The sequence below is a fragment of the Luteimonas sp. S4-F44 genome (assembly GCF_022637415.1).
Taxonomy (GTDB): Bacteria; Pseudomonadota; Gammaproteobacteria; order Xanthomonadales; family Xanthomonadaceae; genus Luteimonas.
Window position 1 is genome coordinate 1951109 of the sequence record NZ_CP093340.1, and the last position, 14205, is coordinate 1965313.

12 protein-coding genes and 1 tRNA gene are annotated in these 14205 nt (G+C 69.1%); 7 read left to right on the forward strand and 6 right to left on the reverse strand.

Annotated elements, in window-relative coordinates; translation table 11 throughout:
• Positions 1-36: 36 nt before the first annotated feature.
• The 7 genes from MNO14_RS08890 (at position 37) to MNO14_RS08920 (ending at position 8420) form a co-directional block, all read left to right on the forward strand.
• On the forward strand, positions 37-3282 hold the full coding sequence (locus MNO14_RS08890; RefSeq protein ID WP_241943412.1) for an error-prone DNA polymerase: 3246 nt from the start codon (positions 37-39) through the stop codon (positions 3280-3282).
• 151 nt (positions 3283-3433) lie between these two features.
• Positions 3434-3510 (forward strand) — tRNA-Arg (locus tag MNO14_RS08895).
• Positions 3511-3608: 98 nt separating this feature from the next.
• Positions 3609-5144, forward strand: coding sequence for an aldehyde dehydrogenase family protein (locus tag MNO14_RS08900; RefSeq protein WP_241943413.1), 1536 nt, complete (start codon positions 3609-3611; stop codon positions 5142-5144).
• Entirely contained in the window at positions 5141-5407 is a 267-nt protein-coding gene (locus MNO14_RS08905) for a DUF4190 domain-containing protein (RefSeq protein ID WP_241943414.1), read from the forward strand. The genes MNO14_RS08900 and MNO14_RS08905 overlap by 4 nt, the downstream gene beginning before the upstream one ends.
• Position 5408: 1 nt before the next feature.
• Positions 5409-6461 (forward strand): quinone-dependent dihydroorotate dehydrogenase, encoded by a 1053-nt coding sequence (locus MNO14_RS08910; protein ID WP_241943415.1) that lies wholly within the window; start codon positions 5409-5411, stop codon positions 6459-6461.
• A gap of 7 nt (positions 6462-6468) precedes the next feature.
• Positions 6469-7497 carry a UDP-N-acetylmuramate dehydrogenase gene (murB, locus tag MNO14_RS08915; protein WP_241943416.1) on the forward strand — a complete coding sequence of 343 codons (1029 nt, stop codon included), beginning with the start codon at positions 6469-6471 and terminating at the stop codon, positions 7495-7497.
• A gap of 56 nt (positions 7498-7553) precedes the next feature.
• On the forward strand, positions 7554-8420 hold the full coding sequence (locus MNO14_RS08920; protein WP_241946308.1) for a DMT family transporter: 867 nt from the start codon (positions 7554-7556) through the stop codon (positions 8418-8420).
• Positions 8421-8473: 53 nt separating this feature from the next.
• On the opposite strand, the gene lolD is transcribed toward MNO14_RS08920, so the two are convergent.
• From lolD to sdhA, 6 genes are all read right to left on the reverse strand, one after another.
• Positions 8474-9190 (reverse strand): lipoprotein-releasing ABC transporter ATP-binding protein LolD, encoded by a 717-nt coding sequence (gene lolD / locus MNO14_RS08925; protein WP_241943417.1) that lies wholly within the window; start codon positions 9188-9190, stop codon positions 8474-8476.
• Positions 9183-10424: a lipoprotein-releasing ABC transporter permease subunit gene (locus MNO14_RS08930; protein ID WP_241943418.1), complete on the reverse strand. Its 1242-nt coding sequence runs from the start codon at positions 10422-10424 to the stop codon at positions 9183-9185. The genes lolD and MNO14_RS08930 overlap by 8 nt, the downstream gene beginning before the upstream one ends.
• A 69-nt stretch (positions 10425-10493) precedes the next feature.
• Positions 10494-10976, reverse strand: a complete 483-nt coding sequence (locus MNO14_RS08935; RefSeq protein ID WP_241943419.1) for a hypothetical protein — start codon at positions 10974-10976, stop codon at positions 10494-10496.
• Positions 10906-11109: a succinate dehydrogenase assembly factor 2 gene (locus MNO14_RS08940; protein ID WP_241946309.1), complete on the reverse strand. Its 204-nt coding sequence runs from the start codon at positions 11107-11109 to the stop codon at positions 10906-10908. Before MNO14_RS08940 ends, MNO14_RS08935 begins: the two co-directional genes overlap by 71 nt.
• Before the next feature lie 507 nt (positions 11110-11616).
• A complete protein-coding gene (locus tag MNO14_RS08945) occupies positions 11617-12399 on the reverse strand; it encodes a succinate dehydrogenase iron-sulfur subunit (RefSeq protein ID WP_241943420.1) in 783 nt (260 codons plus the stop codon).
• Between the two features lie 15 nt (positions 12400-12414).
• On the reverse strand, positions 12415-14202 hold the full coding sequence (gene sdhA, locus MNO14_RS08950) for a succinate dehydrogenase flavoprotein subunit (RefSeq protein ID WP_241943421.1): 1788 nt from the start codon (positions 14200-14202) through the stop codon (positions 12415-12417).
• Positions 14203-14205 lie beyond the last annotated feature (3 nt).

Here is a 14205-nt window from a genome sequence, read left to right on the forward strand (position 1 = left end):
GCGCGGGCCGGTTGCAACGCCTGCGGAACGGCTGCGATGAGCACGATCGACGGCGTCGACCGCGACACGCCCGGCGGCCAAGCGCCACGGGCCTGGACGGTCGCGCACCGGTTGCGCGAGGCGGCCAACGACGCGGTCGCTCCCGATGCGCGCGATGCCGGATCGCCGCCGTACGCGGAATTGCACTGCCTGTCGGATTTCTCGTTCCTGCGCGGTGCCTCCGATGCCGAGCAGTTGTTCCAGCGTGCGGCGCATTGCGGCTACGAGGCGTTGGCGATTACCGACGAGTGCTCACTGGCCGGGATCGTGCGCGCGCTCGAAGCCTCCGAAGGCACCGGGCTCAAGCTGATCGTCGGCAGCGAGTTCCGGCTCGTCGACGGCCTGCGCTGCGTGCTGCTGGTCGAGACAATCGCCGGCTACCGCAGGCTGTGTGCACTGATCACCCGGGCGCGCCGTGCCGCCGCCAAGGGCCACTATCGGCTCACGCGCGAGGATATGGCCGCCGTGCTGCAGGGCGATCCCGATGGGCTGTTCGCGCTGTGGCTGCCGGGCGAGACGCCCGATCCGGACGAGGGCCGCTGGCTGCACGGCCTGTTCGGTGCGCGCGTGTATCTGGCCGTGGAGCTGCACCGCGAATGCGACGACGCCGCGCGCCTGGGCGCGCTGCTGGCATTGGCGCGCACGCTTGGGCTGCCGGCGCTGGCCAGTGGCGACGTGCACATGGCCACCCGGCGCGAACGCATGCTGCAAGACACCCTCACCGCGATCGCCCACAACACCCCGCTGGCCGATTGCGGCGCGCACCTGTTCCGCAACGGCGAGCGCCACCTGCGTACCCGGCGCGCACTGGGCAACATCTACGGGCCTGCGCTGATGGAGGCGGCCGCGGCGTTGGCGGCGCGCTGCAGCTTCAACCTGCGCAGCATCCGCTACGACTACCCGGTCGAGCTCGTCCCCGACGGCTACACCCCGACCACCTGGCTGCGGGTACTGACCGAGCGCGGCATCGTCGAGCGTTGGCCCGACGGGCCCACGCCCCAGGTGCGCGAGCTGATCGAATTCGAGCTCGCGCTGATCGCCAAAAAGGGCTACGAGGCCTTCTTCCTGACCGTGGCCGACATCGTCGCCTTCGCCCGCAAGCAGGAGATCCTGTGCCAGGGCCGCGGCTCGTCGGCGAACTCGGCGGTCTGCTACGCGCTCGGCATCACCGCGGTGAACCCTGACGAGACCCGGCTGCTGATGGCGCGCTTTCTGTCCGAACAGCGCGACGAGCCGCCCGACATCGACGTCGACTTCGAGCACCAGCGGCGCGAGGAGGTCATCCAGTATGTCTACGCCAAGTACGGCCGCGAGCGGGCGGCACTCGCCGCGACGGTGATCAGCTACCGCGGCAAGAGCGCGGTGCGCGACGTCGCCAAGGCCTTCGGCCTGCCCGACGACCAGATCGCGCTGCTGGCCACCTGCTACGGCTGGGGCAACGGCGACACCCCGATGGAGCAGCGCATCACCGAGGCGGGCTTTGACCTGCACAACCCGCTGATCCGCAAGATCCTGCTGGTGACCGAGGGATTGCGCGGCCATCCGCGGCACCTGTCGCAGCACGTCGGCGGTTTCGTCATTTCCGATGCCCCGCTCTCGCATCTGGTCCCGGTCGAGAACGCGGCGATGGCCGACCGCACGATCATCCAGTGGGAGAAGGACGATCTGGAAACGATGCAGTTGCTCAAGGTCGACTGCCTCGCCCTGGGCATGCTGACCTGCATCCGCAAGACGCTGGACTTGGTGCGCGGCCATCGCGGGCGGGACTTCGCGCTCGCGACCCTGCCCCGTGAGGACGAGGCGACCTACCGAATGATCCAGATTGCCGACACCGTCGGCGTGTTCCAGATCGAATCGCGCGCACAGATGGCGATGCTGCCGCGCCTCAAGCCGGCGCGCTTTTACGATCTGGTGGTGGAAGTGGCGATCGTGCGCCCCGGCCCGATCCAGGGCGACATGGTGCATCCCTATCTGCGCCGGCGGCAGGGCCGCGAAGCGGTCGACTATCCCAACGACGAGATCCGCAGCATCCTCGAACCCACGCTCGGCGTGCCGCTGTTCCAGGAGCAGGTCATGGAACTGCTGATGAAGGCGGCCAACTACACCGACAGCGAGGCCGACCACCTGCGGCGCTCGATGGCGGCCTGGCGGCGCGGCGGCGACATGGAGCAGCACCGGGTGCGGGTGCGCGAGCGCATGCTGGCGAAGGACTACTCGCAGGAGTTCATCGACCAGATCTTCGACCAGATCAAGGGCTTCGGCTCCTACGGCTTTCCGCAGAGCCACGCGGCCTCGTTCGCCAAGCTGGTCTACGCCAGTTGCTGGCTCAAGCGCCACGAGCCGGCCGCATTCGCCTGCGGCCTGCTCAACGCCCAGCCGATGGGCTTCTACTCGCCCAGCCAGATCGTGCAGGACGCCAGCCGCGGCAGCGCGCAACGCGCACGCGTCGAGGTGCTGCCGGTCGACGTGCTGCACAGCGACTACGACAGCACCCTGGTCGGTGGCCGGCCCTGGCACAGCGAAGCCGATCCGGGCATTCAACCGGCAATCCGGCTCGGCCTGCGCCTGGTGACGGGGCTGCCCGAGACGGCCGCGCACCGCATCGTCGCCGAACGCGCGCGCCGCCCGTTCGCCGACATCGCCGATCTGGTCCTGCGCGCCGGCCTCGATACCAAGGCGCGCCAGGCGCTGGCCGAGGCCGATGCGCTGCGCAGCCTGGCCGGCCACCGCAATGCCGCGCGCTGGGCGGTGGCTGGTATCGAGCAGCGGCGACCGCTGCTGCCCGGCAGCCCCGACGAGACCGCGGTCGCCCTGCCCGCGCCCGCCGCCGGCGAAGAGATCCTGTCCGACTACCGCGCCCTGGGCCTGAGCCTGGGCCCGCATCCGATGGCACTGCTGCGCCCACAGATGGCCGCGCGCCGGATCATCGGCCTGCGCGAGTTGCAGGCCCGGCGCCACGGCAGCGGCGTGCATGTCGCCGGTTTGGTGACCCAGCGCCAGCGCCCGGCCACGGCCAAGGGCACGATTTTCGTCACGCTCGAGGACGAGACCGGCATGATCAACGTCATCGTCTGGTCGCACCTGGCGATCCGCCGCCGGCGCGCCCTGCTCGAATCCCGCCTGCTCGCCGTGCGCGGCCGCTGGGAGCGGGTCGACGGGGTCGCCCACCTCATCGCCGGCGACCTGCACGACCTCAGCGACCTGCTCGGCACGATGCCGCTGCCCTCACGCGATTTCCATTGAGCGGCGGTGAATGGCCGACGACGCATGGCAACCGCGCCATCCTATGGCGGCTCACTGCCTTCGCAGACGACGCTTGCGATCGCGCATCCGCCACGTCTGGAAGGTCGTCGTCCAGCACACCGTGCGCACAGGTGACCTACAATACCCCGATGGCCCCGTAGCTCAGCTGGATAGAGCATCCCCCTCCTAAGGGGAAGGTCGCACGTTCGAATCGTGCCGGGGTCGCCAGGTCCGCGACCATCCCCCAGCGGCTGTCCTGCCGCGTCGCACCCCCTTCTTGGCCAGCGCCGCCCTGCGGCGCCGGCGCACACCAGGAGTTTTTCGCGATGTCCCATCCCGTCCTTACCGCGCTCGGCCTCGAGACCACCGAATCGGGCACCTATCTCGGCAACAACGAATGGGCCCGCGATACCGGTGCCGGCACGCTGACCCCGGTGAACCCGGCCAGTGGCGAGTCGCTGGCGCAGGTACTGGCGACCTCGCAAGCCAACTACGAGACCATCGTGACCCGCGCCCAGGCCGCATTCCGCGAATGGCGCACGACGCCGGCGCCGCGCCGCGGCGAGGCGATCCGGCTGTGCGCCGAGGCGCTGCGCACGCACAAGGACGCGCTCGGCTCGCTGGTCGCGCTGGAGATGGGCAAGTCCAAGCCCGAAGGCGACGGCGAAGTGCAGGAGATGATCGACATCGGCGAGTTCGCCGTCGGTCTGTCGCGCCAGCTCTACGGCCTGACTATGCATTCCGAGCGCCCCGGCCATCGCATGTACGAGCAGTGGCATCCGCTGGGTCTGGTCGGCGTGATCAGCGCGTTCAACTTCCCGGTCGCGGTCTGGGCCTGGAACAGCTTCGTCGCCGCGGTCTGCGGCAACGTCACGATCTGGAAGCCGTCACCGAAGACGCCGCTGTCGGCGATCGCCTCGATGAAGATCTGCAACGAGGCGCTGCGGGCCGGCGGGTTCCCGGACATCTTCTTCCTGTTCAATGACGCCGGCAGCGATCTCGCCCAGGCGTTCGTCGACGACAAGCGCATCGCGCTGGTCAGCTTCACCGGCTCGACGCGGGTCGGCCGCCATGTCGGCGAGCGCGTCGCGCGTCGCATGGGGCGTTCGCTGCTCGAGCTGGGCGGCAACAACGCGATCATTGTCGACCCGACCGCCGACCTGAAGCTGGCGATCCCGGCGATCGTGTTCGGTGCGGTCGGCACCGCCGGCCAGCGCTGCACGACCACGCGCCGGCTGTTCGTGCACGCCTCGATCTTCGACGACGTGCTGGCCAAGCTCAAGACCGCTTACGCCCAGGTCGAATCGCGGATCGGCGACCCCACCGATGCGGCCAACCTGATGGGGCCGCTGAACTCGCGCGACGCGGTGGACGCCTACCTGGCCGCGATCGAGAAGGCCAAGGCCGCCGGCGGCACGATCGAGAGCGGCGGCAAGGCGCTCGACGACCGCAAGGGCTTCTTCGTGCTGCCGACCCTCATCACCGGCCTGTCGAACGATGCCGAGGTGGTGCAGGCCGAGACCTTCGCGCCGATCCTCTACGTGATGAAGTACGAGAATCTCGACGAGGCGATCGACATGCAGAACGACGTGCCGCAGGGCCTGTCGTCGGCAATCTTCACCAACGACCTCAAGGCCTCCGAGCGCTTCCTCTCGGCGCGCGGTTCGGACTGCGGCATCGCCAACGTCAACATCGGCACGTCCGGTGCCGAGATCGGCGGCGCGTTCGGCGGCGAGAAGGAAACCGGCGGCGGCCGCGAGTCGGGCTCAGATGCCTGGCGCGCCTACATGCGCCGGCAGACCAACACCATCAACTACTCCGACGCCCTGCCCCTGGCCCAGGGCATCAAGTTCGACCTGTGAGACGAACCAGCGCCCTGGCGGTCACCAGCCTGGTCTGCGGCCTGTTGGGCTGGAGCCTGCTGCCTTGGCTGGGCAGCCTGGTGGCGGTGATCACCGGCCATCTGGCGCGCGCGGAAATCCGCCGCACGCCCGAGCTCGACGGCGACGGCATGGCCGTGGCCGGGCTGGTGCTGGGCTATGTGCAGTTCGTCGCGACGGTCGTCGGCATCGTGGTGCTGATGCTGTTCTTCGGCGGCCTGTTCTGGCTCGGGACGGCGAGCTGAGGTGTACGGACTCGCCCGACCGCTGCTGTTCCGGCTCGATGCCGAACGCGCCCACCATCTGACGCTGGCCGCGCTCGATGCCGCACACCGCGCCGGCCTGTCGTCGATGCTCGGCGGTGCGCCGGCGCCGCTGCCGACCGAGGCGTTCGGCCTGCGCTTCCCCAATCCCGTTGGCCTGGCCGCCGGGCTGGACAAGAACGGCGCGCACATCGATGCGCTGTTCGCGCTGGGGTTCGGCTTCGTCGAGATCGGCACGGTGACCCCGCGCCCGCAGGCGGGCAATCCGAAGCCGCGGATGTTCCGGCTGCCGCAGCATCGCGCGGTGATCAACCGGTTGGGCTTCAACAATGCCGGGGTCGATGCGCTGGTCGCCAATGTCGAGCGCGCGCGCCGCAAGGGCGTGCTCGGCATCAACATCGGCAAGAACAAGGACACTCCCAACGACGCGGCCGCCGACGACTACCTGCATTGTCTGGCGCGGGTCTATGCGCTGGCCGACTACGTCACCGTCAACATTTCCTCGCCCAATACCGCGGGGCTGCGCGACCTGCAGGAAGCGCAGGCCCTGCAGCGCCTGATCGGCAGCCTGCGCGAGGCGCAGGAGCGGCTGGCCGCCCAGCACGGGCGACGCGTGCCGGTGCTGGTAAAGATCGCCCCCGACCTCGACGACGGCGGCATCGAGGCCGCGGCCCGGGTCTTCGGCGACCTGGCGGTGGATGGCGTCATCGCGACCAATACCACCATCGCACGCACCGGCGTCGAAGCCGATGCGACCGCCGCGCAGGCCGGTGGCCTGTCCGGTGCACCGTTGATGGACCGGGCCACCACGGTGCTGCGCAGGCTGCGTGCGCAACTGCCCGCGACCATCCCGCTGATCGGCGTGGGCGGCATCGTCTGCGGCGCCGACGCCGCCACCAAGATCGCGGCCGGTGCGTCACTGGTCCAGGTCTACTCGGGCCTGGTCTATCGCGGGCCGGCCCTGGTCGGCGACTGCGTGGAGGCGATCCGCGCGCGCCGCGATACCGCCGACCGCAGCCTTGCCCCGGAGCGCTGAGCCGCCGATGTCCGCCCCGTTCGATCTGCGCGAACGCGTCGACCTGCGCCCCCGCAACACCTTCGGCGTCCCGGCGCAGGCGCGTCGGCTGCTCGAGGTCGGCGATGCCGCGATGTTGCCGCAGGCGCTCGACGCACTCGGCGAGATGCCACCACTAGTGCTCGGTGGTGGCAGCAATCTGCTGTTCGTCGACGATGTCGACACGGCGCTGGCGATCGTCGACACCCGCCGGGCGCTCGTCGCCGATGACAGCGTCCAGGCGCAGGTCCGCGTTGCTGCCGGCGCGTCCTGGCACGATGTGGTGATGTGGTCCCTGGCTCAAGGGCTGGGCGGCCTGGAAAATCTCGCGTTGATCCCCGGCACTGTGGGCGCGGCGCCGATCCAGAACATCGGCGCCTACGGTGTCGAGGTCGCTGACCGCATCCATGCGGTCGAGGCCTTCGACCGCACCCGCGGTGCCCTGGTCGCGCTCGACGCAGCGGCCTGCGGCTTCGGCTACCGCGACAGCGTGTTCAAGCAGACGCCCGAGCGCTGGATCGTCACCGCGGTCACCTTCGCGCTTTCGCGCCGCGCCGCACCGGTGCTCGACTATGCCGGCATCCGCGACGCACTCGCCGCGCGTGGCATCACCGCGCCGACGCCGTCCGATGTCGCCGACGCGGTGATCGCGATCCGCCGCAGCAAGCTGCCCGACCCGGCCGTGATCGGCAACGCCGGCAGCTTCTTCAAGAACCCGATTATCGACGCCGCGATCGCCGCTGCGCTGCGCGAGACGCATCCCGAGCTGCCGGTGTTTCCGGTCGACGGCGCGCGCTGCAAGCTTTCGGCCGCGTGGTTGATCGACCGCTGTGGCTGGAAAGGCCATCGCGATGGCGATGCCGGCGTCTCGGCCGGGCACGCCCTGGTGCTGGTCAATCATGGCAACGCGCACGGCCGCGACCTGCTGGCGCTGGCGCGGCGCATCGCCGCGTCGGTGCGCGCCCGCTTCGGCGTGGACCTGGCCCCCGAGCCACGCATCGTAGGGGCGACCTGGTGAGCGGCCTGACGCGACGCTGGCAGCCGACCTCGGCATCCGGGCAGGCCGCACTGCTGATGCTCGGCAGCACGTCGGCATTCGCGCTGATGGCGATCACGATCCGCTTCGCGTCGGCGACCATCCCGACGACCGAGGTCGCGTTCTTCCGCAACTTCTTCGGCCTGCTCGCACTGTTGCCGATCCTGCTGCGCGCCGGCGGCGGACTGCCGCGCACGCACCATCTCGGCCGCTACCTGGTGCGTACGCTCGTCGGTCTGGGCTCGATGCTGTGCGCGTTCTGGGCGATCGGCCACCTGCCACTGTCGCAGGCGATCTCGCTGTCGTATGCCGCGCCGTTGTTCGCGACCATCGCCGCGGTGCTGTGGCTGGGCGAGATCGTGCGCGTGCGGCGCTGGATGGCGGTGTCGGCAGGCTTCGTCGGCGTGCTGGTGATCCTGCGCCCGGGCGTGGCGTTCTCACTGCCGATGCTGATCCCGGTGCTCGGCGCCCTGCTCGCGGCGCTGGTCGCGATCCAGATGAAGCAGCTGTCGAAGATCGATCCGCCCGACACGATCGTCTTCTACACCTATCTGCTGTGGGTGCCGCTGTCGCTGGTGCCGGCGCTGTTCCAGTGGGTGTGGCCCGGTCCGGTGACCTGGCTGTGGCTGATCGCCACCGGCGTGCTGGGCACGCTCGGCCAGTGGCTGTGGACGCGCGCGCTGCGCCTGGGCGAGGTCTCGGCCCTGCAGCCGATCAGCTTCGTGCAGTTGCCGATCGTGGTGCTGTTCGGCTGGTGGTTGTTCGACGAGACGGTCGACCTGTGGACGATGATCGGCGCGGCAATCGTGTTCGGCGCCAACGGCTACATCGCCCATCGCGAAGCGGTGCTCGCGCGCCGCGCCGCCTCCCAGCGCCCGACCGAGGCGGCCAAGCCCAGCGAGTAGCGCGGACTTCGGGCAGCTGGGCAGCGCCGCCAAGCGAGGCGCGCGGTTCGCCCTCAGACGTCGTCGCGCGCGACCTCGCGCAGCTTGCCCTGGTGCAGTTCCATCACCCGGTCGAGCTTGCGCGCCAGCCGGCGGTCGTGGGTCACCAGCACCAGGCTTGTGCGCTGCGCGCGGTTCATCTCCAGCATCAGCTCGAACACGGTCGCGGCGGTGCGCTCGTCGAGATTGCCGGTGGGTTCGTCGCCCAGCACGCAGGCCGGCTTGTTGACCAGCGCCCGCGCAACGGCCGCGCGCTGGCGCTCGCCCCCCGACAGCTCGCCCGGCTTGTGACCGAGCCGGTGGCCGAGCCCGACCGTCTCCAGCAGGCCGCGCGCACGCGTGGTCGCATCGCTGTCGCTGGCGCCGTTGAGCAGCGCCGGCAACATCACGTTCTCCAGCGCGGTGAATTCGGGCAGCAGGTGATGGAACTGGTAGACGAAGCCGAGCGCACGGTTGCGCAAGGTGCCGCGAGCCGCATTCGACAGCGCGCTCATCTGCTGCCCGGTGACGAACACCTCGCCCGCGCTCGGCACATCGAGCCCACCAAGCAGGTGCAGCAGCGTGCTCTTGCCGGCGCCCGAGGCACCGAGGATGGCGACGGTCTCGCCCGCCTGCACGGCGAAGTCGAGCCCGTCGAAGACCGGCGTATGCAGCTTGCCTTCGGCGTAGGTCTTGCCCAGGCCTTCGGCCGCCAACACGACGGTACCGGCTGTTTGCGGGTTCTCACTCATAACGCAGCGCCTCCGCCGGTGCGGTGCGCGCCGCGCGCCATGCCGGATACAGGGTGGCCAGGAACGCCATCAGCAATGCGATCACGCCGATCATCGTCACGTCGCTGGCCTGCAGGTCGATCGGCAGGCCGGTGACGTAGTAGACGTCTTCTGGCATCAGCACCACGCCGAACAGGCGCTCGAGGGCGCGCAGGATGTGTTCGAGATTGAAGGTCAGCAGCAGGCCGCCGCAGACCCCGAGCACCGTCCCGATGACGCCGATCATCGTGCCCTGCACCATGAACACCTGCATGACTCCGCGCGGGGTCAGACCCAGCGTGCGCAGGATCGCGATGTCGGCATGCTTGTCGGTGACCAGCATGACTTGCGAGTTCAACAGCGAGAACGCGCCCATCAGGATGATCAGCGACAAAAGGATGCCGATCATCGTCTTCTCGAGCTTCAGCGCCCGGAACATGTTGGCGTTCTCGCTGCTCCAGTCGCTGACCCGGTAGACCCCGCCCAGCCTGTGCACGAGGTCACGGGTGACCTGCTGGGCGAGATCCATGTCGTGCAGTTTCAGGCGCACGCCGGTCACGCCGTCGCCGATGCGCAGCAGCCGCTGCGCGTCCTGCAGGTTGACCACCGCCAGCCGGCGATCGAAATCCTGGTAACCGGCCTCGAACAGACCGCTGACGGTGAAGCGCTTGAGCTGCGGCACCGCGCCCATCGGCGTGACCTGAAAATCGGTGGTCACGATGACGCTGTCGCCGACGCCGACGCCGAGCCACAGCGCAAGTTCGCGGCCGAGCACGATGTTGAAGCTGCCCGGCTGCAGGTCCGACAGTTGGCCGACCACCATCGAGGTGGTGAGGTCGGAGACCTGGCCCTCGTCCTCGGGCGAGATCGCACGCACCGCGGCCGGCTCGTTGCGGCGGCCGCGCAGCAGCGCCTGCGTGTCGATGTACGGCGCCGCGCCGGCCACGCGTGGATCCTCGCGCGCGACATCGACCGCGCGTGCCCAGTTGTGCAGTGTGTCGCCCTCGGCGCTGATGGTCGCGTGCGCGACCATGCCGAGCATGCGGTCGCGGATTTCCTTCTGGAAACCGCTCATCACCGCCAGGGTCGTGATCAGCACGGTGACGCCGATCGCGATCGCGAAAATCGAGGCCAGCGAAATGAAGGAGATGAAGCCGTTGCGCCGTTTCGCCCGGAGATAACGCAGGCCAATGGCGGCGGGAATGGGTCTGAGCATGGGCGTCCGTCGATGGATGCGGGTCGTTGGCGATGGCGCGATCGCCGTGCCCGTCCCGCCGGGCAGCGGCTATGGTGCCATCGATTCCGCTGCGCGTGGCAGCGGACGCATCGCTGTAGCCAGACGCAGTTCACGGCGCCGCGGTGCCGGCAGGGTATCGGGCCACCACAGCAGTCTGTGCGTGCGCCGGCCCTCGCGCCAGGTCAGACGGACGATCGGCCCCCGCCAATGCAGGCGCGGGGCCTCGAGTGCCCGCCCATCGAGCAGCACCTGACCCGCCGCCTGCACGACGATGCGATGCGGCGGCTGTCGTGCGGTGCGCAGGATCGTGCGCAGGCCGCTGGCCAGGACGCAGGCGATGCCGAGCCAGGCGATCGGGCCCTGCAGTTCGGACAGCCGCAAGGCGCCGCAGGCGGCGAGCGTGAGCAGGCCCAACGCAGCGATCAGCAGACGCGACGGCCGCCAGTGCAGCCGAGCCGGCTCAGGGATCGGGCGGCAGCGCGCGGATGGATTGGACGAGGGCGTCGAGTTGCGCATCGGGCGACCGCTCATGGCCGAGGAACCACTTCCAGAGCCTATCGTCCTCGCATTCGAGCAGCCGTCGGAAAACATCCCGCTCGCTTTCAGAGGATGTCGCCCAACACCGATCAAGCCAGCGCTCGAACAGCCGATCGAGCTCGCGCATGCCGCGGCGGCTGCGCCAGCGCAGGCGCCGCAGTTCGGTGGTGTCGTCGTGATCGGTCACGGGCGTGCGTTCTGGGTGCGGGCGTTCGCGGCTGCGGCCGATGCGGATGCGTCGGCTTGGCGCTTCCACATCATTGGGGATGTTCTATGCCATCCATGGCGGCGCACTGCCGACTCCGGAGAGACCGGCCCGCACATCCGTGTGCGGGCGTTCGCGAGCGCAGCCGACGCGGATGCGTCGGCTTGGCGCTCATGACGCATCAGGCTTGTTCGGCGCCGTCCATGGCGTGGCAGTGCCGGCTCCGGTGAGACCGGCCCGCACATCCGTGTGCGGGCGTTCGCGAGCGCAGCCGACGCGGATGCGTCGGCTTGGCGCTCATGACGCATCAGGCTTGTTCGGCGCCGTACATGGCGTGGCAGTGCCGGCTCCGGTGAGACCGGCCCGCACATCCGTGTGCGGGCGTTCGCGAGCGCAGCCGACGCGGATGCGTCGGCTTGGCGCGCTCGCTCACCCACGTCGTGCGAGCATCAGTTGCTTGATCTGGCCGATCGCCTGGGCCGGGTTCAGCCCCTTGGGGCAGGTCCGCGCGCAGTTCATGATCGTGTGGCAGCGGTAGAGCTTGAACGGATCTTCCAGGTCATCCAGGCGCGCGCCGGTGTCCTCGTCGCGGCTGTCGATGATCCAGCGATAGGCTTGGAGCAGGATCGCCGGCCCCAGATAGCGTTCGCCGTTCCACCAGTAGCTCGGGCAGCTGGTCGAGCAGCATGCGCACAGGATGCACTCATAGAGGCCATCGAGCTTGTCGCGGTCCTCGGGCGACTGCAGCCGCTCGCGATCCGGCGCTGCCGTCTGGGTGCGGATCCACGGCTGGATCGACGCGTACTGCGCATAGAAGTGCGTGAGGTCGGGCACCAGATCCTTGACCACACTCATATGCGGCAGCGGGTAGATCGGCACCTCGCTCTTCTTGCAGTCGTCGATCGCGCGCGTACACGCCAGCGTGTTAGTGCCGTCGATGTTCATCGCGCACGAGCCGCAGATGCCCTCGCGGCACGAGCGACGGAACGTCAGCGTCGGATCGATCTCGTTCTTGATCTTGATCAGCGCGTCCAGGACCATCGGCCCGCACTTGTCGAGGTCGAGCTCGTAGGTGTCGGTGCTGGGGTTCTCGCCGGAATCGGGATTCCAGCGATAGATCTTGAACGTGCGCGTGCGCTTGGCGCCCGGCGCGGCCGGGAAGTGCCGGCCCTTCTTGATCTTGGAGTTCTTCGGGAGCGTGAATTCGGCCATGTGGGGTCTCCCGGCTCAGTAGACGCGTGCTTTGGGGGGCACGACTTCGACTTCGTCGTCGAGCGTGTACATATGCACCGGACGATAGTCGATCTTCGTGTTGCCGGCCTCGTCCGCCCAGCACAGGGTGTGCTTGTGCCAGTGCTCGTCGTCGCGGTCCGGGTAATCCTCGTGGGCGTGCGCGCCGCGCGATTCCTTGCGGTTCTCGGCCGAGACGATCGTCACCAGCGCTTGGCCCAGCAGATTCTCCAGTTCCAGCGTCTCGATCAGATCCGAGTTCCAGACCAGCGAGCGGTCGCTGACCTTGACGTCGGCGAACGAGGCGTGGATCTCGCGGATCTTGTCCACGCCCTGCTTGAGCGTCTCGCTGGTGCGAAACACCGCCGCGTCGTTCTGCATCGTGCGCTGCATGCGGTCGCGGATCACCGCAGTCGCGGTGTCGCCCTTGGCATTGCGCAGCTTGTCCAGGCGCGCCAGCGACTTGTCGCAGGCATCGGCCGGCAGAGGCTTGTGGCGCGCGTCGGGCTGGATCGTCTCCGCGCAGCGGTTGGCCACCGCGCGGCCGAACACCACCAGGTCGAGCAGCGAGTTGGAGCCCAGGCGGTTGGCGCCGTGCACCGACACGCAGGCCGCTTCGCCGATCGCGTACAGGCCGGGCACGACCGCATCCGGGTTGCCGTCCTTCAACTGCACGACTTCGCCGTGATAGTTGGTCGGGATGCCGCCCATGTTGTAGTGCACGGTCGGGATCACCGGGATCGGCTGCTTCTCCACGTCGACGCCGGCGAAGATCCGCGCGCTCTCGGCGATGCCGGGCAGCTTCTTGTGGATGTCGGCCGGGTCCAGATGGGTCAGGTCGAGATGGATGTGGTCCTTGTGCTCGCCGACGCCGCGCCCCTCGCGGATCTCCATCGTCATCGAACGGCTGACCACGTCGCGCGAGGCCAGGTCCTTGGCGTTGGGGGCGTAGCGCTCCATGAAGCGCTCGCCGCTGGCGTTGCGCAGAATGCCGCCTTCGCCGCGCACGCCCTCGGTGATCAGACAGCCCGCGCCGTAGATGCCGGTCGGGTGGAACTGCACGAACTCCATATCCTGCAGGCCGAGACCGGCGCGCAGCGCCATGCCGCCGCCGTCGCCGGTGCAGGTGTGCGCCGAGGTCGCCGAGAAATAGGCGCGTCCGTAGCCGCCGGTCGCCAGCACCACGCCCTGGGCGCGGAACAGGTGCAGCGTGCCCTCGGCCATGTCGAGTGCGAGCACACCGCGGCAGGCGCCCTCCTCGTCCATGATCAGATCGAGCGCGAAGTACTCCACGAAGAAACGCGCATCGTGCTTGAGCGACTGCTGGTAGAGCGTGTGCAGGATGGCGTGGCCGGTGCGGTCGGCGGCCGCGCACGTGCGCTGGGCGATGCCCTGGCCGTAGTGCGTGGTCATGCCGCCGAACGGGCGCTGGTAGATCTTGCCTTCCTGGGTGCGCGAGAACGGCACGCCCTGGTGCTCGAGCTCGATGATCGCCGGGATCGCCTCACGGCACATGTACTGGATGGCGTCCTGATCGCCCAGCCAGTCCGACCCCTTGATGGTGTCGTAGAAGTGGAAGCGCCAGTCGTCCTCGCCCATGTTGCCGAGCGCGGCCGAGATGCCACCCTGGGCGGCGACGGTATGCGAGCGGGTCGGGAAGACCTTGGTCAGGCACGCGGTCTGCAGGCCCTTGTGGGCCAGGCCGAAGGTCGCGCGCAGGCCGGCGCCACCGGCGCCGACGACGATCATGTCGTACTTGTGTTCGGTAATCGGGTAAGCGGTCATCAC

Coding starts and splice junctions, on each gene's coding strand:
- lolD (WP_241943417.1), bottom strand. CDS start 9,190: ATGAGTGAGAACCCGCAAACAGCCGGTACCGTCGTGTTGGCGGCCGAA.
- murB (WP_241943416.1), top strand. CDS start 6,469: ATGTCCGCCCCGTTCGATCTGCGCGAACGCGTCGACCTGCGCCCCCGC.
- sdhA (WP_241943421.1), bottom strand. CDS start 14,202: ATGACCGCTTACCCGATTACCGAACACAAGTACGACATGATCGTCGTC.
- MNO14_RS08930 (WP_241943418.1), bottom strand. CDS start 10,424: ATGCTCAGACCCATTCCCGCCGCCATTGGCCTGCGTTATCTCCGGGCG.
- MNO14_RS08900 (WP_241943413.1), top strand. CDS start 3,609: ATGTCCCATCCCGTCCTTACCGCGCTCGGCCTCGAGACCACCGAATCG.
- MNO14_RS08940 (WP_241946309.1), bottom strand. CDS start 11,109: ATGCGCGAGCTCGATCGGCTGTTCGAGCGCTGGCTTGATCGGTGTTGG.
- MNO14_RS08920 (WP_241946308.1), top strand. CDS start 7,554: ATGCTCGGCAGCACGTCGGCATTCGCGCTGATGGCGATCACGATCCGC.
- MNO14_RS08935 (WP_241943419.1), bottom strand. CDS start 10,976: ATGAGCGGTCGCCCGATGCGCAACTCGACGCCCTCGTCCAATCCATCC.
- MNO14_RS08890 (WP_241943412.1), top strand. CDS start 37: ATGAGCACGATCGACGGCGTCGACCGCGACACGCCCGGCGGCCAAGCG.
- MNO14_RS08945 (WP_241943420.1), bottom strand. CDS start 12,399: ATGGCCGAATTCACGCTCCCGAAGAACTCCAAGATCAAGAAGGGCCGG.